The following is an 18,950-nucleotide window of genomic DNA, read 5'->3' as shown; positions in this document are numbered from 1 at the left end:
TCCCGCAGTTCGACACGTTCTACCGACCCGCGCCCGAGGTGGTCGCGGCGGCGCGGCCCGGCGAGATCCTGTCCGCCCGCCGGACGGCAGTGGTCGATTCCGGGAGCGATCACCGGGCAGGTGGTGGCGTCGACCGGCTTCCTCGAAGTGCAGGTGGAACTGCAACAGGGCTGGGCGGCATCCGGCGGCCGAGAATTGCACGCCGCTCGGATTGGACGGCGCCGCAACGGAAGTCGGCATGATGGGTTACTCCGGCGGGTCCATACCCACCATGCACGCCGCGGAACTGGCCGGAATGGGTGTCCATCGTCGGTGAGACCATCGCGGGACTGTTCGGCGCACCGATCGGCAACTGACGCCGCCGGTGCGCCGACGTCGGCGCTGCGGCGCGGCGCACGATGGGTTGTGCGGGGTGGCCGTGTCACAGCCGGATCGGTCCGAGGTCGGCGGCGGTGCGGGCCAGGGCCCGGATCGCGGCGCTGTCGGAGATGGTGCGCCAGGTCAAGGCCCACTGCAACTCCGGGGCGTCGGGCATGGGTAGGAAGACGACGCCCGGCGGGCTGTTGTAGCGGGCAGCGATCTCGCCGAGGGGGTGCACACACCGTCCGGACGCGACGAGGGAAATGATCTCGTGGAAGGTACGGGCGATCGGCCCGCGCGGGATTCGTCGCCCCTGCGGGGTGCGGGTGGGAACCATGGACGCGACCCAGTATTCGGGGGCGTCCGGGCCGAAGTCGGCGACATGGTTGTCGGCCAGATCCTCCAGCGACGCGGTGCCGCGTACGGCCAACGGGTGGTCGGTGGCCACGGCCAGCACGCGGCGTCCGGTGAGGACGGTGGGGCCGACGGTGAGGTCGGGCTCGACGACCGGTAGCCACACCACGTTCACGTCGTGGTCGCCGGTGCGGAGCGCGGTGAACGGATCGGCGCCGTTGATCTCGCCGAAGGTGATGCTGCTGCCCGGATAGCGGGTGCGGAATGCCTCTGTGAGGGGCCGTAATTCGTGGCCGGCATGGCCGAACACGCCGATCTTCAGAGTGCCGCCACCGCTCAGCCCGGCGGCTTCGGCCCGGGCGAGTGCGGCTTGCAGCAGGTCGTGGACCTGCTGGAGGTCCGCGCGCAGCCGTCGACCCACCGGTGTCAGCTGTACGCGGCGGCTGGTGCGTTCGAACAGCGCGGTGCCGATGCGTCGCTCTTGCTTGCGGATGGCCTGGCTGACCCGAGCCTGAGACACGTGCAGTCGCTCGGCGGTGCGGCCGAAATGCAATTCCTCGGCCAGCGTCAGGAAGATCTCTATGTCGCGTAGCTCCACACATAACTCCGGAGTTATCAATCAGTGCACGGAGTCTACGTTGTTCGATCGCGACTCGCGTCGGAAGCTGAGTTCGTCACCGCGGCACTCGACCCGGTGGACAGCACGACAGCGGGTGACCTGTCGCACCGACTGTCATGACAGCGGGAACGCGGTGTCCTGTGCCCGTGCCCCGCATCGAACGGAGGAAGACACAATGAGCCATAAGTACGACGTCGTCGTTGTCGGTGGCGGATACGCCGGAGTGATGGCGGCCAACCGTGTGACCCAGCGTGATGATGTGGCCGTGACCGTGGTGAATCCACGTGCGACGTTCGTCCCACGGCTCCGACTGCATCAACTGGTGGGCGGAACCCACGAGGCGGCCATCGACTACTCCGACGTTCTCGCCGAGCGAGTGCGGCTGGTGGTCGACACCGCGACCCGGATCGACCCCGCCGAGCGCGACATCACCCTCGCCGAAGGCGGCACGATCGGCTACGACTACCTGATCTACGCGGCGGGCAGCGGCAGCCCCACGCCGCAGGTGCCCGGCGCAGCCGAGTTCGCCTATCCGGTAGCGACATTGGAGGCCGCACAGCGTTTGCGGTCGGTGCTGTTCGATACGCCCACGGCGGCCGCGGTGACGGTGATCGGAGGCGGTCCGGCCGGCACCGAGACCGCTGCCGAACTCGCCGCGCAGGGGCGCGAGGTCACGTTGATCTGCGGCGGCCTTCTCGTTCCGTACCTGCACCCCAAGGCGCGACGAACCGCCCGCAGGTACCTCGCCAAGTTGGGAGTCGAGGTCATCGAAGGCTCCGATGCGGCGGTCACCGCGGTGACCGCCGAGGCCGTGACCCTCGCGGATGGCCGCACGCTGGCCAGCGAGGTCACGATCTGGGCCGCCGGCTTCGGGGTACCCGACCTGGCCGCCCGAAGCGGTCTGAGCACCGACACCGCCGGGCGACTGCTCACCGATGAGACATTGACCAGCGTCGACGATGATCGCATCGTCGCGGCGGGTGATTCATCGGCACCGTCGGATCTGCCGTTCCGGATGAGCGCCTACAGCGCGTACTGCCTCGGGGCCCACGCCGCCGACACCGTATTGCACCGGATCGCCGGTGAGCAGCCCACGCCGATCGACTTCACCTTCCCCGCCATGTGTCTGAGCTTCGGCCGCGCCGCCGGCATCTATCAGCTCGGCCACAAGGACGAGACCGCGCGGCGGCTCTACTTCAGCGGATTCGCGGGGCGCGCACTGAAGGAGATCGCCTGCGAGGCAGGGATCAAGCACCTGGCGAAGGAGGCCGTCGAGCCGGGCTCGCACCGCTGGTTCAAAGACGGCAAGTATCGGCCGGCCCTGCTGGCCGAGCGTGGCGGCGCGGCCGTACCGGTCGCGTAGGACAACCGACGGTCGACTCGACGAACGCGAACACCGCGATTCCATGGACAACACACCAGAAACCGATGATCGACGGGCGGCGTACCGCGACAGCGGCGACCCCGCCGTGATCGAGTCGACCGAAACGTTTCTCGCACACCGCAATCTGCTGTTCACGGTGGCATACGAGTTACTCGGATCGGCGGTCGACGCCGAAGACGTGCTGCAGGAGACGTGGCTGCGCTGGCACGCCGTCGGCTCCGACCAGATCGTGGACTCGCGCGCCGGTCTGGTCCGGATCGTCACCCGCCAAGCGCTCAACCGACTGCGGTCGGTGCAGCGCCGCGGGGAGTCCCATGTCGGCCCATGGCTGCCCGCGCCGCTGCCGACGGCTCCGGACGCGGCACACGATGTCGAACTCGCCGAGAGTATGGCGATGGCGTTGATGCTGGTCCTCGAAACACTCACACCGACCGAGCGCGCCGTATTCGTCCTGCGTGAGGCGTTCGACCTCGGCTACGACGAGATCGCCGCCGCCGTCGGCAAGGCGCCGACGGCGGTCCGTCAGATCGCGCACCGCGCTCGCCGACATGTCGCGGTTCGCCGCCCGCACCGGGCGGTCTCGGCGGACCAGGCCCGGCAGGCGGCCGACTCGTTGCGGCACGCGCTCGAAACCGGGGAGCCTCGGGTCCTGCTCGATGTCCTGGCTCCCGACGTCGTCCTCGTCAGCGACGGCGGCGACGGACGGGCCGCGACGCGGCCCGTCCGCGGTGCCGACAGGGTCGTCCGATTCATCGTCGGGGGGATCGGCAAGAGCAAGGCAGCGCCCACCTACGAGCCGGTCGTCGTCAACGGCAACGCCGCCCTGGCCGTTCATACCGACGGTGAGCTCGACGGCATCATGGCGATCGGTACCGACGGTGCCCGTGTCACCGGCCTCTACTTCGTCCGCAACCCGGCCGAACCGAGTCGTATCGACAGTGAGAACCCGCTGACCCTACGGTGATCCCGCCGCACCGATGAATCTCGGACGGCTGCCCCGTCCCTTTCTCAGGATCCGCTGCTACAACCGAGTAGCTCGTACCAGGGGCCGACGCACACCCGCGCCGCCGTACCGGCGGCGCGCGCCGAAAGGAGCCATCATGACCGATACCGACCAGCGCGACCGTCAACCCGAGCGCGGGACGATTCAGCGAATGGACAACGTCGCCATCGTCGTCGACGACCTCCCGGCGGCCACGGCGTTCTTCACCGCACTCGGCCTGGAGCTGGAGGGTGAGGCGACGGTCGAGGGCAGCTCGGTGGACCGCCTCATCGGACTCGAGGGCGTCCGAACGGATATCGCGATGATGCGCACCCCGGACGGCCACGGACGCCTCGAACTGACCGAATACCAGTCCCCCCAGGTCCGAGACGCCGACCCACACGCCCCGGCCAACACCCTGGGCATGCACCGCGTCATGTTCGCCGTCGACAACATCGACGACACCCTCGACCGCGTCCGCCCCCACGGCGCCGAACTCCTCGGTGAACTGGTGCGATACGAGAACAGCTACCGCCTCTGCTACCTCCGCGGGCCGGCGGGCATCGTCATCGCGCTCGCCGAGCAGATCGAGTGATCGCAAGCACCTACTGGTCCGCGTCGGTCCGTAGGTATTCGAGAATCGCCAGCACCCGGCGATTGTGTGCCGCACCGGGTGGCAGCTCGAGTTTGGTGAAGATCGCGTTGATGTGTTTCTCCACCGCGCTGCGGGTGATGAAAAGCTGGTCACAGATCGCGGTGTTGCTGTGGCCCTCGGCCATGAGCGTCAGGACTACTCGTTCCCGGTCGGTGAGCCGGTGCAACGGCGATTCAGCACGGCTGTGCAGCAGCAGTTGGCGCACCACCTCGGGGTCGAATGCGGTGCCGCCCGACGCGACCCGCTCGATGGCGTCGAGGAACGTGCCGATGGCCGATACCCGATCCTTGAGCAGATAGCCGATCCCGCCGGTGCCGGTGAGGAATTCGCCGGTGTAGCGACGTTCGATGTACTGCGAGAGCACGAGAACCGCTACGTCGGGCCAGGTCCGGCGTATCTCCAGGGCGGCGCGAATGCCCTCGTCCACATGGTCGGGCGGCATCCGCACATCGGCGATGACCAGATCCGGCTGTCGGTTCCGCACCGCGGCGAGCAGTTCGGTGGCGGTGCCGACCGAATCGACGACCTCATGGCCCTCCGCAGTGAGCAATTGGGCGATGCTCTCGCGCAGAAGTGCGGAATCATCGGCCAGCGTTATGCGCACGGCACCTCCACTCGGATGATCGTCGGCCCCCCGACGGGACTGTCGACCGACAGTGTGCCGTCGAGTGCGGTGACGCGCGAGGCGATTCCGCTGAGCCCATGGCCGTTCGGATCCGCCCCGCCACGGCCATTGTCGCGGACCGACATGCGCAGCAGTCCGTCCGCCGCGGTGACGGTGATGTCGATGCGGTCGGCGGCGGCGTGCTTGATGACATTGGTGACAGCCTCGCTGGCGGCGAAATAGCAGGCGGATTCGACAGGTCGGGGCGCGCGGCCGGTCGGCCGGTAGTCGATACGGGTGGGCACCGGGGTGCGATCGGCCAGCGCCTCCAGCGCACTGCGCAGACCGTCGCGGGCCAGCATGGCCGGATAGATCCGCCAGGACACCTCGCGCAGATCGGCCAGGATATTGCCGGTTTCGGCGAGCGCCCGGCGGCGTAGATCGGCCTGGCCGGCCGGGTCGGTTTCACGTTCCGCGCGGCCGAGCAGAATGGAGAGCGCGACCACCCGCTGCTGGACACCGTCGTGGATATCGCGTTCGATCCGCCGCCGTTCCTCGTCGATGGCGTCGATGACCTCGGCGCGGGTCGCGGCGAGCTGTACGACCCGCTGTTCCAGCGCGCCGGCACCGGGACGTGCGAACAACCGCCACGCTCGGACCTCCAGACCTACCACGCCGACCAGGCCCTGAGCGGCTAGGAAACCCAGTATCAGGCCGGGCGCGGCGAGTACCGCGACCGTCGTCCAGGTCACCCGGCCCGGCTCGGGCGCGTCGAACATCGGCACCGCGCCGCCCGTCGCCGCGCCGAGGGTGATGCCGGCGGACACCACCAGGCCCGCGCAGATCAGGACCGTGATCACCGCGGCCAGCAGGCCGAGCAGTGAGCGGACCGCCAGAAAGGCCGCGGCCCGACGACCGGCGGGAGAACCTTCCAATGCGGCGGCGTACCAGACCGTCAGGCGGCGACCTTCGACGGCGGTCACCGCGCGAACCGGACGCTCCGAGAACGGAGCAGCCGCCACCGCGGCGAGATCGAGGGGCACCGTCAGTGCGCCGAGCAGCAGTCCCACCGCACCCGCGGCAGCGCGACGCAGGAGCGTGGTGCGGGGGACGGCGCCGGACTTCATGATCGGATTCTCTCCTGCCGCACCGAACGCACCTGAAGCAGCCGCCGCACCACGAAGACCGCGGCCGCGACCACGACGGTCACGATGACGAGCTTCTGCAGCACGCCGGAATAGCGCTCCACCGACGACCAGTTCTCCCCCAGCTGATAGCCCGCGAGCACGAACACCGTATTCCAGATCAGGCTGCCCGCGGTGGTCAGCAGTGTGAACCGGACCAGGCCCATCCGCTCGATGCCCGCCGGAACGGAGATCACGCTGCGGAAGATCGGGATCATCCGGCCCAGGAACACCGCCTTGTCTCCGTGCCGGGCGAACCATTGCTCGGCACGATCCACATCCGACAACCGAACCAGCGGCATCCGCGCCACGATCGCCCGCATACGATCCCGACCGAACAGGGCCCCGATGCCGTAGAGCACCAGGGCTCCGACCACCGAGCCGAGCGTGGTCCAGCACAGCACCTCGACGAGGGTGAAGCGGCCGCGGCTCGCGGTGAATCCGCTCAACGGCAGGATCACTTCACTGGGCAGTGGCGGGAAGAGGTTTTCCAGCGCGATGGCGAGACCCGCTCCGAAGCCGCCCAGGTGCTCCATCAGATCGACGGCCCAGGCCGCGATGCCGTCGAGTTCGGCGGTCGAATTCGTTGTCGTAGTCATACTTTCGACGCTATGAACACCGGCCTCGACCGACCATGCGGACAGCCACCCGGCCGGGCGCGGACGACCGGAGTGCACGGGGTGGGGTTTTCCGCAGGTCGATGCTGTGCTCAGCCCCATCGTCGGGTGGCTTGCACCCTCCTAGTGTCGAAGTCCATGCAGAACGGACTTTTTCGCACGGCAGTGCTGTCCTGCGCGGTGATCGCCGCGTCGGTGTTCTCGTCCGCGCCGGTCACGGCCGCGCCGCGGGAGGATGCGCTCGACGCGGTAGTGGACCTGGCCGCGTCCAACGCGGCGGCCGATGTGCTGCTGCGGGTTTCCGATCCAGCGGGCGCGCGGCTGTGGACGGCCCGCGGTACCGATCTCACCCATCCGGGCGCGCTCGGCCCGGACAGCCGCTTCCGAATTGGCAGCGTCACCAAGACATTCGTCGCGACCGTGGTGATGCAGTTGGTGGACGAGGGCCGCATCGCACTCGATGGAACCATCGCCGACCAGCTGGCGTACCCGGTGCCCGGCGGCGACCGGATCACCGTGCGGCAGTTGCTCAACCACACCAGTGGTTTGTACGACTACATGAAAGAACCCGGCATGTCGACGAATCGTTGGCGTGGCGACGACCGTTTCCGCGGCTACCGTCCGGAGCAACTGCTCGACACCGCGTTCCGGCACGAGCCGTACTTCGCGCCGGGAACCGATTTCCGCTACTCCAACACCAACTACATCGTGCTCGGCAAACTCGTCGAACAGGTGACAGGCAACGCCTACGGGCAGGAGATCGACCGTCGTATCCTGCGACCGCTCGGGCTGGCGCACACCCTCGTCCCCGGCCAGGACGCGAGCGTCCCCGAACCGGCCGTCCGCGCGCGGCGCACCCTGGACGACGGCACGACCGTCGACGTGACCGAGATGAACCCGTCGTTGGACTGGGCCGCCGGGGAAATGCTGTCCACGACAGCCGATCTCGACACCTTCCTGAACGCCCTACTGTCGGGTGGACTGACCAGCCCCGCCGCCCTCGCCGAGATGATGCGCACCGTCCCGATGGGCCAGGGCTTCCACTACGGGCTCGGCATCGAACGCTTCGACGCGCCGTGCGGCGGCTCGCTGTGGGGGCACGGCGGCGAACTACTGGGCTACCTCACCTACGCCTACCGCTCACCCACCCACCGCACCATGACCCTGGCCATCGCCTCCGCCCACTCCGACGAGCTGGCGACGTTCTATGCCGCGACCACGGCCGCGTTCTGCGGAAGCTGAGCAGGATCAGGGTCGACCGGCCGCGGTCGAGAGCCGCGGTGCCGATCCACCCACCGCAACGAAAAGACAGAGCCGCAGGTCATCGAACTGCGGCTCTGCATCGGAAGTGGAGCTAAGGGGACTCGAACCCCTGACCCCCACACTGCCAGTGTGGTGCGCTACCAGCTGCGCCATAGCCCCGAGTGTTTGCTCTCGGAGTGCTCCGAGTGCGCGGATGAAAATTACACGGGGCGGGGGTGTGGGGGCAAATCGGGTGGGAGGGGGGCACTCCCGGCCGCTGTGAGGCGGGCGGCCGGGAGTGCGTCCGGGGCCTGGCGTGCGGTGGCGGTCCGACGCCTGAGCAGCGGCGCCCGGAGGTTGCGGAAGATTTGGTAGCTGGATGATCGCCTGGGAAAAAATTAAAGGCGGCCGGTATCTTTCAGGACTCGGCGAGCCTGCGCGAAGAGCATGCCGACATTGACGGTTTTGCGGCAGACGGCTACGACCACCACGTCGTCTCGGCTTTCGGTGCGGATGAACAGGTGGGTGAGGTTGTCGCTGTTGACCAGGATTTCCTGGAAATAGTGGCGGTCGGTTCGTACTCCGCGGCGTTCCTTCCAAATGTCTTCGATCATGGTCACATTGCGGCCCTGGAAGATTTCCAGGGTGGCGGCGGCGAGGAGATCGAGCACCTCCTGCGGGTGGTTGTCGACGGTTTCGACCGCGAGAAGCATGCCCGTGGCCATGTCGATCGCGCCGGCGGCGATGCATTCGGGGACCTCGGAGCGCATCACCTTCACGAGAATCGCGATGCGATCGGAGAGACTGCCTTGTCCGGCGGGGGTGGAGGTGTTCATGGCTTCCTTTCTGGTTCCCGCGCGACGGGGATGATCTGTTGACCGATCCGGGCGCGCGGCGGAGGTGGTCGGAGGGTGTCGTTGATGCCGCTGGCCCCGCGGCGGCGACGCGGCAGCAGGGAGCGGCCCGAGGGTGTGCGCGGCGGCTCGGGGATCTCCCGCTGCGGCGGGGTGATCGCGAGGATGTCGTCGCCGAGCATGCGGGAGACTTCCACGGTGACCGGGTAGAGACCGCGGCTGAGCTGCATGGCGATATCGCGGCAGCTGCGGTGGCCGTTCACCCACAGCAGGATCTCCGCACGCGGATTCGGGCCGGTATCGGCCAGCAGGGTGCGGCCGCGGTCGGTGAGCGCCAGGTGGTTTCGGTGCGGTGACACCCCGGCGTGCGCGAGGGCGCGCAATCGCCGATCGGTCTCGAACAGCAGCCAGCCGGGCTCGATACCGGGTGTGGGCGGCGCGAAGACGGGTGGTGGCGGTTCGATCGGCTCCTGCCAGTAGCAGCTGCCGAGCCAGCCCGCGGCTATGGCGAACGCCCCGTCCAGCGCCGCCATCATCGCCACCACCCGCATTTCCGCGACACCGGAGGAGGTCCGTCCGGGACGGGTCAGCAGATCGCCGACGCCCGGCGCACCGGGCGAATCGACGATGACTATCCGGCCCCGGACGATATGGAAATCACCTCCCGGATCTCCGGTGACACGTAATACTCCCGTTCGCAATTCCTTTGCTCCATCGGATAATTCGAGAAGTAGCTCCCGAGCGGTCTCTCGCCCCAGGGCGAGAAATTTCCCCGTATCGGAGAAGGTCCCCGCAGTCATGGCCTAACTCCTGAAATTGGACACACGCCGATGAATACTGTTCTCGCAAAAGGGAATACATCGCAACCACATCCGATCGGAAGCGGTCACGTGCGAGATATCCTGACAGCACAGCAGTTTTAGAGCAACCGATTCCGAGGAATTGCTCGCCGGATGCGCGCGTCCCGCCGCGACATTCCGGTACCGCACCCCCGCCACCAGCACTCGGGCCGCGCCACGCGCGCCCGGGACGGTCAAGCTGCCTTGACCCACGGCGGGATTCGGCCCCGGACGCGACGCAGCGCCCGCGCGGCTCCCGCGGGCGCTCGTGCCGGGCCGATGAGGCCGACTACGGCCGCGAGAGCGGCACGGTCAGGAACGACGCAGCGCCCGCATGCCGCCGGACGTCGTACGAACTGCCCAGCAGCGCCGGATAGTCCTTCGGATTCAGGATGTGCGTCGGCATATCCCCGGTGCCCAGGGTGATCTGGAGCCGGTGCCCGGGCCGCAGCACATGGAAGGCCGGGCGCGCCTTGATGTGATACTCGGTCACCTCCCCCGGCACCACCGGCAGCAGTGATTCGCGGGTGCCGGGGTGGAATGCCCCCTGCACGCTGCCGTCCGGTGCGCGCCAGGTGCGGTCCTCGTCCAGCGCCCGGTGGTTACCGGCCAATTGCCCATCGGTGAGGGCGGTGGCTGTGCCGTCCGGAGCGATGTCCTGCACCGTGACGCTGAAGGCGGACGCGGGCCGGTTCGAGGCCGCGAAGAGGGTGAGCCCGATGGGTCCGGCCAGAACTGTCGGCTCGGTGAACGCCTCGGTGGTGTAGCTCTGATTCTCCAGTAGGCCGGGCACTTCCGGATGCGCCGGGAAACGCGCACACGGGTCGTCGGCGCCGAGCAGACTGCTCAGCAACTGGAAGACACCGGAGAAGTTGCGGGAGAACGACGCGTTGCAGATGGTTCCGGCATTGACCGGAGAGAAGTCGAGCCGGTCCGATCCGGTCGGCGCGGTGGGCGCGTCGACGGTGAGCCGCCCGCCCTCCCGGAGGTACAACCGCCGCGCCGGAGCTTCCCGCACCGGATAGGTGGCGCTTTCGATGACATTGCCGTCCAGGTCGATAGCGCGCAGCGGGGTGTCGGTCTCGTCGATGCCGTTGCGGTCCCCCTTCAGCCACCGATCGAACCAGGCCAACTGGATGGCATGCATATCGAGATCGGCGGTGCTGCGATGGATTCCGGGTTGGACGTGGAACCACGGGCCGGTGAGCAGTTGGAACCGGCCGCTCGACGGGGCGTCGGCGGGCATCGGGCCGTTCTTCCCGCGCCCGGCGTAGGCATTCTGCAATCCGGCGAAGGTGCGCGGCGTGCCGTCCTGGAGCAGGTCGTAGTGCCCGCTGATCAGATAGGTCGGAATGTCGTTGGCGGCAATCTGTTCCAGGACATTGTCCAGCGCCCGCGCCTCCCAGTACGGCCCGTTGTAGAGCTTGTCGCCGTCGAGCAGGGCATTGACGATCGACGGCCAGGTGGCGTCGTCGCGCAGATGGGTGAGCAGGTGGTCGGTGAAGACGCTCAGCATCTTGCCGGGCTCGCGGTACAGCCCGAGAATCGGATCCAGTTGCGGCAGTGTCGTGATCGGCACCGCCAGCATGGAGGACAGGAAGGCGATGTTCAGGAATCCGTCGTGATTCAGCAGGTCCTGGAAGGCATGGTTGCCGACCATCAGCGGGAACAGCGCCTTGACCGGGGAATCGGGCCCCAGCGTTCCGGCGGTGAACAACTCGCTCATGCCGAGGTACGACAACCCCCACAGACCGATCTCGCCGGTCGAATCGGGCAGCCCCGCCGCCCATTCCACGATCCGCAGGGAATCCTCACGCTCCTGCGGTTGCAGCACGCTCCAGTGGCCTCCGGAGGATCCGGTGCCGCGAATATCGACGATGACGCTGATGTAGCCGCGTTTGACGAAGTAGTCGCCGTACCCCGCGGCGTCGGCGATCTGCTCGGCCACGTCGACGACGGTCGGCAGGGCGTTCTCCAGCAGTGGGCCGAGGCCCTCGTAGGACAGCAGCCGCATCAGCCCGGTGCTGTCCTTGCCGTAGGACGTCTGGGTCATGACGACCGGAAACGGCCCGGCCGCCGGAGCCCCGGATGCGTCGACGGGGTAGCGCACGTCGGCACGCAACACCACCCCGTCGCTCATGGTGATCTCGACATTCTTGTGTTCGCCGACGCCGTACCGCTCCGGCCCCGGCTCCCAGCCGTCCGGAAGTCCGGTGCGCGCATCGGCTTTCGGGAACGTGTCGCCGGGCGGGGGCACCGCGGCGATCGGGGCGGCGGTGGGCAGGGCCGTCGCGAGGACCGCGGCCGCGACGGCGATGGCGCCGCGCAGGAATCGTGCTCTCGTACGCACAGTGGTTCGCCTCTCGTCGGCGCCGGTCACCGCTGACCGATGGCGTGGCCGACCAGGGCCTGTGCCGCGGTCGGCAGTATCTCGCTCAGGGCTTGACCGAATGCGGGATCCGTCAGCGTGGTGACCGGCTCGGTCACGGTGCAGCCGGACGGCGCGGGGACGCCGTTCAGTCGGTCGCGCAACCAGTGGAACGCACCCGGCAGATGGGAGGCGATCCCGGAAATATGTTCGGCGGCAGCCTCTCTCACATAGGTGACGCTCGGCGCGCCGTCCCGGCAGTACTGGTCGACGACCGCGTCGGTCCCGGCGATCGGAATGAGTTCGTCCCACTGCGCGTGATAGAAGTACACCGGCACCGAGGGGGTGCGCTGCCCCAGCGAATTGTCCTCGATGGCGAAGCGGATCTCCGGCAGCAGCAGCGGATCCGTGCCCTGGAAGGTGCCCAGGTAGTTGAATCCGGGGAAGAGGGTCGCGCCCATCGGATGGCACAGCACCTTCTTCGAGCCCAGCACCAGTTGGCCGAGGATGTCCACCCGCTCCCGCAGCACGCGTTCCATCTCCGGATATTCGGTCGCCAGCCCGACGAAGGAGGCGGAGATGAGACCGGCGTACATGCCGCCGTTGTTGTGCCGCACCACCGCCGCGTAATCGCCCGCCGCCACTCCGCCCGAGGCCGCGCCGACGATATTCAACTCGGGCGCGTACTCGTCCTTGATCTCGGGCACGAAGGAGGTGGGAATGGTGCCGCCGGAATAGCCCCACAGGGCGACAGGTGTACTCGCCCCACTCAATTGGGCGGGTTCGAAATTCTCGACCGCGCGAATACCGTCCAGGGTGGCCTGGGCGTTCATGCGTGATGCGCCGTACGCCGAATTCGGACCCTGGTAGTCCGGCAGCGCGACCGTCCAGCCCTGGCCGATACCGGCGGCGATGGGGATGAGGGTCTCCGCCGCGTTCACGTAATCGAAGGGAATGGCCCCGGATTGGATGACGTAGGAGGGCGCGCAGTACTGGGCCACGCTGTCCTCGGCGATCTGGTACGAAAGCAGTTTGCGCCCGCCCGCCGGTGCCGCGCCCCGCGGTTTCAAGACCGTGGTGACGGTGGCGATGGCCTCGCCGCGACTGTTGTCGGTGCGGTAGAGCAGCTGCCAGGCGTCGATGTTCAAGGGCAGCAGTCCGAAGAACGCCGGATTGACGCGACGTGCCCGCAGGATCTCGCCGGGCTGCGCGGCCGCCACGATATCGGCGGCGGGCCGGTAGAAGTCGTCCAGTTCCGGCGGCAGAGTGAGCGCGGGCGCGGGTTCGATGCGGGCACCCTGATCACCCGGGGCCGTATGGCCCGAAACCATTGCCGCCCATGGTGTCATCACGGCGATGACACCGATTACGACGACGCGCCCGACTCTGCGCACGTTCATCCCGTTGCCTTTCCCGAAGCACTGCCGACATCGATGGGCATCCAGGTGGTCCCATCGTGAATGGGAGCGTAGGCAGGGAAATAGTCCGAAACCAGATGGAATCACATTCTGCGCCGAATCGAGCGCGACGGTCATATTTCGCGCGACGCGCGGTCATTCCCTCGCGCCCCGGAAATTCCTAGGATCGTTCGCCCGCTCGGACGCGATAGGCGCCCGGTGGGCTGCCCGTCCACCGCCGAAAGGCCCGGCGGAAGGCGCTCGGTTCGGAGAAGCCCAGGCGCGCCGACAGCTCCTCCACCGTCTCCGCACCGGCGACCAGACTCGCGATGGCGGCGTCGCGGAGGATCTCCTCCTTGATGACGGTGATGGAGGTCCCCTCCTCGCCCAGTCTGCGGCGTACCGTCGGCGCGCTCAGCGAGAGCCTGGCGGCGATGTCCTCGGCACCGGGCCACGCACCGGTCAGCCCGCGCGCCAGAATGCGGCGCACCTGCTCGGACATCGACGTGCCGTACTCGCGGCGGGCGAGCAGATCCGCCGGTGCGTCCCGGAGCCACGCGAGTAGTTCCGCCTCATCGCGGACGATCGGCGACGACAGCAGCGAACTCTCGAAAACCAGTGCGGCGGTGGCACTGTCGAAGATCGGGCGGATGCCGAACACCAGGTCGTAGTCGCCGATATTGCGCGGCCGCGGGAAGGGCAGCTCCACCTGCCGCAGCGGAATGCGGCGGCCGATCCCCCAGGCCATGAAGCGGTGCGCGGAGGCCAGGAGGAAGGCGGTGATCAGGTGCTCGGGATCGTCGAGAACCGCGGTGTCGATGGTGAATCGGGTGCGTGCCCGCGCGGTGACGGCCGCCATGGGCGGCAGGCCGGGCGTCAGCCGCTGGTAGTCGGTGAAGCGGGCGAGCGCCGACCCCAGGTCCGGACAGCCCAGCAGGCCGTAGCCGATCAGCCGCAGGGTGCCGCGTGGTACCGGTCGCGGTCCGAGTCCGAACAGCTCGTCATCGCTCAACCGCCACAGCCGCCGCACGGTGTACGCCATCTGCGCCACGGTCACCCGCGCGCGATCCTGCGCGATCAGGTCCGGGGCCACGCCGACCGTCCGCAGCAGGTCGGAGGTGTCCACGCCGCGGCGTGCCGCGGTCGCCACGGCGGCACGGACGAAGCCGATGGGCACGGTACGGGCGCTCTCGGCGGTCGCGGACTTATCGCTCACCGGCTCTCCTCGGCGACGGCTGCTGCGACCGTATCAGGCACAATGCGGGCTTCGGGAGGGGCGCGACCGACCTCTCGGTCCGGAAAGGCGGCTCCTCGTCCGGAAGCGCGGCGGTCAGGCCCGGGTCGCGGTCGCCGACCGCATCCGCTCGGCGACCGTGCGGAACAGTGTGAAGTTCCCGACCACGTCCGCGGGCAGTGAATCCAGCGGCAGCGATTCCCCGCGGACGCGTACCGAGACCCAGCCCTTGTGCACGACGATGCCGCTGACCCGGGCCCATGACACCGCGCGGTGGTCCACGCCGATCTCGGTGGATGTCATCCAGAAGGGTGCGAAGTCGAGGCGTCCGCCCGACTCCAGGGTGGCCAGCGCCCGCGGCAGTTGCGCCTCGGTGACGGCGCGGTCGATCTCCGGACCCCACTGTTCCGGGTGGTCGATGGTGTGCCGCAGCACGATCGGATCGCCGCCGGTGTCGGTCACCGTGTACGGGTGCGCGGTCCGGTCGGGCACGTGGTCGGCGTCCTCGGTCACCGCCCGCCGCACCGTGGCGGTGTCGTATCGGATGGTCCGTGCGCGGCCGCCGACCACGGCCACGCAGCCGCCGTCGTACAACTCCAGCCGGGTGTCGCGATCGCGTCCGTTCACGTAGGCCGATCGGGTCAGCTCGCACACCAGGCGCACGCCGAGCATGAGCGCGCCCGCGAGACCCGGAATGACCAGGACCGCCGCACCGGTGGCCGCGCCGATCGCCGCGACCGTTCCGCAGAGCAGCAGGCCCATGACCTCGAGCGCGTGCCGCCGGGTGGGCGGCCGCACGGCGACATAGGTGTCCCGGTGCGCGCCGAGTCCCGCACCGGAGTCGCCCCGGACGGTGGCGGTGCGGATGTCGAGATCCTTGACTACGTCCATTCCCGATCAGGTGCCCACCCGCGCGGCGGCCCAAACCACCCGTGGCAACCCTCCTTGACAGAGGTGTGGAAGATGCCCCGCACACGGCCGGAGCGCAGCGGGGTCGGCGAAGATCCGGGGCTGGGGCGCACACCCCGCATTCGGTCAGGAGACGGCGGGCGCCGCGAAGATCCGGGCGATGAACGCGGCGGTGGCCTCGTGCATCGCCGCGTTCATATCGGTGTGCGCGCCGAGGCCGAAGACGGTCTGGAAGTCCACGCCGTGCGCGGCGAACTGAGCCATCAGGGCGGCGTGCAGCGGGGAGGGCACCGTGGTGTCGGTGGCGTTGACCAGCAACAGGATCGGGCGGTCGTACCCCGCGACGGGTACCTCCATGTAGCCGGTGAGCGTGCTGCGGAAACGGTCGTCCACCAGCGGCTGGGCCAGCAGGTCGCCGAGGGACAGTCCGGCCAGGCGCTCGGTGATCTGCGCCGAGCACAGCCCGCCGATGCTGTCGACCACCGCGCGACCGGTGGGGCTGAGGTAGTGGTCCACGTCGAAATCCGGTCGGGCGGCCCGCAATCCGGCGAGAATGTAGGCGGAGAAATCGGTGATCTTGTCCAGCGCGCGGGCGTTCGGCACCCACGGACCCATCAGGGGTGCGACCTTCTCCACATCGGATTCCGGATCGAGGGCGATGGTGCCGCGGAAGTCGAGTTCGGGAGCGTAGGTGTCCTGGAGGTGGGCCGCACCCAAGGCCGCCTGGCCGCCCTGTGATTCCCCGAAGACCGCCCAGGTGCGGGAGAGCCCCGGATTCGCCGCCCGCGCCGCCCGCACCAGATCGATGGCCGCGGTGGCCTCGGTACGGATCTCCAGGTAGGGGTGCGTGCCGGTGTCGAAGCGCCCCAGGCCCAGATAGTCGGGGGCCACCACCGCGATGCCCCGGGCCACCAGGTCGCGGAACAGCGGCCACAGCGGCTCGGCGTCCGGGGTGGTCTGTCCACCGCAGTTCGGCCCGAGGCCGCTGGTGCCGTGGTCGTACACCATGATCGGCCAGCCGTCGGGCGGCGGCGGTCCGGCGGGGACGAACAGCGCGCCGCTGGCGGGGACCGGTTCGCCCTGTGATCCGGTCATCCAGTAGTCGATCACCGCCCCCTGGGCCATGCCGCGCCAGCCCGCCGGTCGGGCGATGACGTCGATGAGGCCGCCGGGCGTCGCGGCGGGCGCGGCGGTGGCCGGTGCCGCCGTGGCCAGCAGGGCGACCGCCACCGCGGATCCGATCAGTGCCCGACGCAGCATGCCCATGAATCAGCCTCCCATCGCCTGTGCGGGCCGCCGCCGACCCGATCCGACGGTAGCTGATCCATAGCTAGAGAATGGCGACCGGGGCGACCGGTGTTCCGGTCGCCCCCACGAAGGGTTCCGGCATGGCGGACAGCAGAAACTCGTATCGCCGTTCCTCCGCGCACACCGCCGACAGTTCCTCGAGATTCCAGTTCTGTCCCTGCACCATCCCCATGTCGACCAGGTGCAGCGCGTGCACCGCCAGGAAGAGGTTCTCGATCTCCGGCGGGAAGATCTCGAAGACCAGCGTGTCGTTGGCGACGGCCGCGACATCGCGCGCGTGGAACCATTCCGGGCATCGAATCGACAGTCCGGGTGAGGGCATGGCGTAGGCGTCGCGATCACCGGCGAGATAGAGCCGCAGCTGTCCGGTGCGCACCAGCACCACGTCCCCGGCCCGCACCCGCACTCCCCCGAAATCCTCGGCCGCCGCCAGATCCTCCGGTGTGACAGCGTGATTCGACGGCAGGCCCGCGACGCCGTGGGCGGCCGCCACATCCAGCAGCACACCGCGCGACACGATGTGGCGCGCCTTCTCGATGCCGCTGAAGGCGCAGCCGTGGTGGGCGGTGATGCTGTCGGCGGGGCGTCCGTTGTAGATGCGGCCGCGGTAGGAGATGTGGGTCAGCGCATCCCAGTGCGTTCCGGCCTGCAATCCCATCGTCACCGCGTCGTCGCTGGTGGCGATGGTGTCGGGGCCGAACATCTCCCAGTTCACCGCGAGCATGGTGTGCAGCGGGTTCACCCGGCCGGGAATCAGCCCGGTCTGGATCCCCTGCTGGCGCAACGGCACCGCCAGCGGCACCCGCCGTCCCGTCCGCACCGTCGCGGCCGCGGCCCGCACCACCTCGTCGGTGATCAGGTTGAGCGTGCCGATCTCGTCGTCGGAACCCCAACGCCCCCAATTGTTCACGCGTTCGGCGACGGCGAGGAACTCGGACGGTAGCGCCATGGTGGGCAAACTACCGGAAAAATCGCCCGCGCCACACCGCCGCGAAGATTGCCGACCGGTAGCCCCAATGGTTCCATGAGCTCCGAAGAACCTGATGGTTTGGCATCTCGCACACCGAACGCTGCCCGCCCGAAACACTGTGCTGGCGAAAGGGGCTGCGCCGGATGCCTGCGCGCGAGAAACGCTGGTGCCATTGCGGAATCACACTGCTCGCCGCGATCGCGACCGCCGCGCTCACGAGCGCGCCCGCATCCGCACACGACGAGGGCCGGGCACCGGTCGGCGCGAACGACTGGAGCTGTACGCCCACGGCGGCGCACCCGGAACCGGTGCTGTTGGTGCACGGCACCTGGGGCAACCAGAACTCCTGGGACACACTGGCTCCCGAACTGAAGGCGCACGAGGTCTGCGTGTTCACGCTCAATTACGGACACGCCACCGCCAGCCTGCGCGGCGCGGCCCCGGGCGTCTTCGGGACGGCGGATATGCGCACCTCCGCCAAGGAGCTGGCGGCCTTCGTCGACCGGGTGCGCACCGCCACCGGCGCGGCGAAGGTCGATGTGGTGGCGCACTCCCAGGGCGGACCCCTGGTTCGGCAGTATCTGCGCTTCGAAGGCGGCGCGCATCGAGAAGACCCGAGCCGCACCAGTATCCGGCGTCTGATCAGCATCGCCGCCACCCATCACGGCACCACCGCCGAGGGTCTGCGCTACCTGTTGCCGTCCGGCAGCGCGGGTGCGGTGGCCGACAGCCTGATCGCCCGGGTGCTGGGGACCGCGGCCGCGCAGCAGCTCATCGACAGCGAGTTCCTGGCCACGCTCAACGCCGCCGGTGACACCGAACCCGGTGTCGCCTACACCGCCATCGCCAGCCGGGTGGACCGCGTGGTCACCCCGCCGGAGGCCACCTTCCTGCGCGCCGGACCGCGCGCCACCGTCACCAATGTCTGGGTGCAGGACGTCTGCCCGACCGACACCCACCACCACGGCATCCTCCCGGACTCCCCCGCCGTCTCGTATCTGGTGCACCGGGCGCTCGGCCTGCCCTACCGAGGCACGCCCTGCCCCGCGGACTGACGCTCCGACCGATCC

General features: G+C 68.8%; 17 protein-coding genes, 1 tRNA gene and 1 pseudogene. 6 read left to right on the top strand and 13 right to left on the bottom strand.

Translation table 11 applies throughout. The features are described from left to right. Positions 1–84 precede the first annotated feature (84 nt). A pseudogene (locus FOH10_RS36220) lies at positions 85–289 on the top strand (lipase family protein); the annotation flags it as partial. A gap of 132 nt (positions 290–421) precedes the next feature. Here FOH10_RS36220 and FOH10_RS05560 read toward each other — a convergent pair. Next, positions 422–1,312, bottom strand: a complete 891-nt coding sequence (locus FOH10_RS05560; RefSeq protein WP_143979898.1) for a LysR family transcriptional regulator — start codon at positions 1,310–1,312, stop codon at positions 422–424. A 196-nt stretch (positions 1,313–1,508) separates the two neighbouring features. Here FOH10_RS05560 and FOH10_RS05555 point away from each other — a divergent pair, with 196 nt between their 5' ends. From FOH10_RS05555 to FOH10_RS05545, 3 genes are all read left to right on the top strand, one after another. Beyond that, positions 1,509–2,696 (top strand): NAD(P)/FAD-dependent oxidoreductase, encoded by a 1,188-nt coding sequence (locus FOH10_RS05555; RefSeq protein ID WP_143979897.1) that lies wholly within the window; start codon positions 1,509–1,511, stop codon positions 2,694–2,696. 43 nt (positions 2,697–2,739) lie between these two features. Continuing rightward, positions 2,740–3,681, top strand: coding sequence for a sigma-70 family RNA polymerase sigma factor (locus FOH10_RS05550; protein ID WP_143979896.1), 942 nt, complete (start codon positions 2,740–2,742; stop codon positions 3,679–3,681). 136 nt (positions 3,682–3,817) lie between these two features. Then, a complete protein-coding gene (locus FOH10_RS05545; protein ID WP_244961643.1) occupies positions 3,818–4,294 on the top strand; it encodes a VOC family protein in 477 nt (158 codons plus the stop codon). A gap of 10 nt (positions 4,295–4,304) precedes the next feature. Here the strand turns inward: FOH10_RS05545 and FOH10_RS05540 are convergent, their stop codons facing one another. The 3 genes from FOH10_RS05540 to FOH10_RS05530 are packed head-to-tail and all read right to left on the bottom strand — an operon-like array spanning position 4,305 to position 6,741. Beyond that, on the bottom strand, positions 4,305–4,958 hold the full coding sequence (locus tag FOH10_RS05540) for a response regulator transcription factor (protein ID WP_143979895.1): 654 nt from the start codon (positions 4,956–4,958) through the stop codon (positions 4,305–4,307). Further along, a complete protein-coding gene (locus FOH10_RS05535) occupies positions 4,949–6,085 on the bottom strand; it encodes a sensor histidine kinase (protein ID WP_143979894.1) in 1,137 nt (378 codons plus the stop codon). The genes FOH10_RS05540 and FOH10_RS05535 overlap by 10 nt, the downstream gene beginning before the upstream one ends. Beyond that, entirely contained in the window at positions 6,082–6,741 is a 660-nt protein-coding gene (locus FOH10_RS05530) for a DedA family protein (RefSeq protein WP_143979893.1), read from the bottom strand. Before FOH10_RS05530 ends, FOH10_RS05535 begins: the two co-directional genes overlap by 4 nt. A 156-nt stretch (positions 6,742–6,897) precedes the next feature. On the opposite strand from FOH10_RS05530, the gene FOH10_RS05525 reads away from it, so the two are divergent. Then, positions 6,898–8,001: a serine hydrolase domain-containing protein gene (locus FOH10_RS05525; RefSeq protein ID WP_143979892.1), complete on the top strand. Its 1,104-nt coding sequence runs from the start codon at positions 6,898–6,900 to the stop codon at positions 7,999–8,001. A gap of 107 nt (positions 8,002–8,108) precedes the next feature. Here the strand turns inward: FOH10_RS05525 and FOH10_RS05520 are convergent. The 9 genes from FOH10_RS05520 to FOH10_RS05480 form a co-directional block, all read right to left on the bottom strand. Next, a tRNA-Ala gene (locus FOH10_RS05520) sits at positions 8,109–8,181 on the bottom strand. 218 nt (positions 8,182–8,399) lie between these two features. Beyond that, on the bottom strand, positions 8,400–8,837 hold the full coding sequence (locus tag FOH10_RS05515; protein WP_143979891.1) for a hypothetical protein: 438 nt from the start codon (positions 8,835–8,837) through the stop codon (positions 8,400–8,402). Then, positions 8,834–9,655, bottom strand: a complete 822-nt coding sequence (locus tag FOH10_RS05510; protein WP_143979890.1) for a hypothetical protein — start codon at positions 9,653–9,655, stop codon at positions 8,834–8,836. The genes FOH10_RS05515 and FOH10_RS05510 overlap by 4 nt, the downstream gene beginning before the upstream one ends. Before the next feature lie 328 nt (positions 9,656–9,983). Further along, positions 9,984–12,044: a CocE/NonD family hydrolase gene (locus FOH10_RS05505; protein WP_143979889.1), complete on the bottom strand. Its 2,061-nt coding sequence runs from the start codon at positions 12,042–12,044 to the stop codon at positions 9,984–9,986. 26 nt (positions 12,045–12,070) lie between these two features. Beyond that, positions 12,071–13,393, bottom strand: coding sequence for a lipase family protein (locus FOH10_RS05500; RefSeq protein ID WP_244961641.1), 1,323 nt, complete (start codon positions 13,391–13,393; stop codon positions 12,071–12,073). A gap of 247 nt (positions 13,394–13,640) precedes the next feature. Next, positions 13,641–14,675 (bottom strand): AraC family transcriptional regulator, encoded by a 1,035-nt coding sequence (locus FOH10_RS05495; protein WP_143979887.1) that lies wholly within the window; start codon positions 14,673–14,675, stop codon positions 13,641–13,643. A gap of 114 nt (positions 14,676–14,789) precedes the next feature. Next, entirely contained in the window at positions 14,790–15,584 is a 795-nt protein-coding gene (locus FOH10_RS05490; RefSeq protein WP_143979886.1) for a DUF6585 family protein, read from the bottom strand. 144 nt (positions 15,585–15,728) lie between these two features. Beyond that, on the bottom strand, positions 15,729–16,868 hold the full coding sequence (locus tag FOH10_RS05485; protein WP_308212908.1) for an alpha/beta fold hydrolase: 1,140 nt from the start codon (positions 16,866–16,868) through the stop codon (positions 15,729–15,731). A gap of 64 nt (positions 16,869–16,932) precedes the next feature. After that, positions 16,933–17,859, bottom strand: coding sequence for a cyclase family protein (locus FOH10_RS05480; RefSeq protein WP_143979885.1), 927 nt, complete (start codon positions 17,857–17,859; stop codon positions 16,933–16,935). A gap of 164 nt (positions 17,860–18,023) precedes the next feature. On the opposite strand from FOH10_RS05480, the gene FOH10_RS05475 reads away from it, so the two are divergent. Further along, complete coding sequence (locus FOH10_RS05475; RefSeq protein WP_143979884.1) at positions 18,024–18,935, top strand: esterase/lipase family protein; 912 nt, start codon at positions 18,024–18,026, stop codon at positions 18,933–18,935. Positions 18,936–18,950: the final 15 nt, after the last annotated feature.

This window comes from Nocardia otitidiscaviarum, assembly GCF_007362295.1.
Taxonomy (GTDB): domain Bacteria; phylum Actinomycetota; class Actinomycetes; order Mycobacteriales; family Mycobacteriaceae; genus Nocardia; species Nocardia otitidiscaviarum.
The sequence above is the reverse complement of the archived record's forward strand: the minus strand, read 5'-3'. Positions and strand labels throughout refer to the sequence as shown.

Bases quoted from the DNA above. Each gene is read 5' to 3' on its own strand.
- FOH10_RS05555 (WP_143979897.1), top strand. From the start codon at position 1,509: ATGAGCCATAAGTACGACGTCGTCGTTGTCGGTGGCGGATACGCCGGA.
- FOH10_RS05550 (WP_143979896.1), top strand. From the start codon at position 2,740: ATGGACAACACACCAGAAACCGATGATCGACGGGCGGCGTACCGCGAC.
- FOH10_RS05545 (WP_244961643.1), top strand. From the start codon at position 3,818: ATGACCGATACCGACCAGCGCGACCGTCAACCCGAGCGCGGGACGATT.
- FOH10_RS05535 (WP_143979894.1), bottom strand. From the start codon at position 6,085: ATGAAGTCCGGCGCCGTCCCCCGCACCACGCTCCTGCGTCGCGCTGCC.
- FOH10_RS05530 (WP_143979893.1), bottom strand. From the start codon at position 6,741: ATGACTACGACAACGAATTCGACCGCCGAACTCGACGGCATCGCGGCC.
- FOH10_RS05525 (WP_143979892.1), top strand. From the start codon at position 6,898: ATGCAGAACGGACTTTTTCGCACGGCAGTGCTGTCCTGCGCGGTGATC.
- FOH10_RS05515 (WP_143979891.1), bottom strand. From the start codon at position 8,837: ATGAACACCTCCACCCCCGCCGGACAAGGCAGTCTCTCCGATCGCATC.
- FOH10_RS05510 (WP_143979890.1), bottom strand. From the start codon at position 9,655: ATGACTGCGGGGACCTTCTCCGATACGGGGAAATTTCTCGCCCTGGGG.
- FOH10_RS05500 (WP_244961641.1), bottom strand. From the start codon at position 13,393: ATGGTTTCGGGCCATACGGCCCCGGGTGATCAGGGTGCCCGCATCGAA.
- FOH10_RS05490 (WP_143979886.1), bottom strand. From the start codon at position 15,584: ATGGACGTAGTCAAGGATCTCGACATCCGCACCGCCACCGTCCGGGGC.
- FOH10_RS05485 (WP_308212908.1), bottom strand. From the start codon at position 16,868: ATGGGCATGCTGCGTCGGGCACTGATCGGATCCGCGGTGGCGGTCGCC.
- FOH10_RS05480 (WP_143979885.1), bottom strand. From the start codon at position 17,859: ATGGCGCTACCGTCCGAGTTCCTCGCCGTCGCCGAACGCGTGAACAAT.
- FOH10_RS05475 (WP_143979884.1), top strand. From the start codon at position 18,024: ATGCCTGCGCGCGAGAAACGCTGGTGCCATTGCGGAATCACACTGCTC.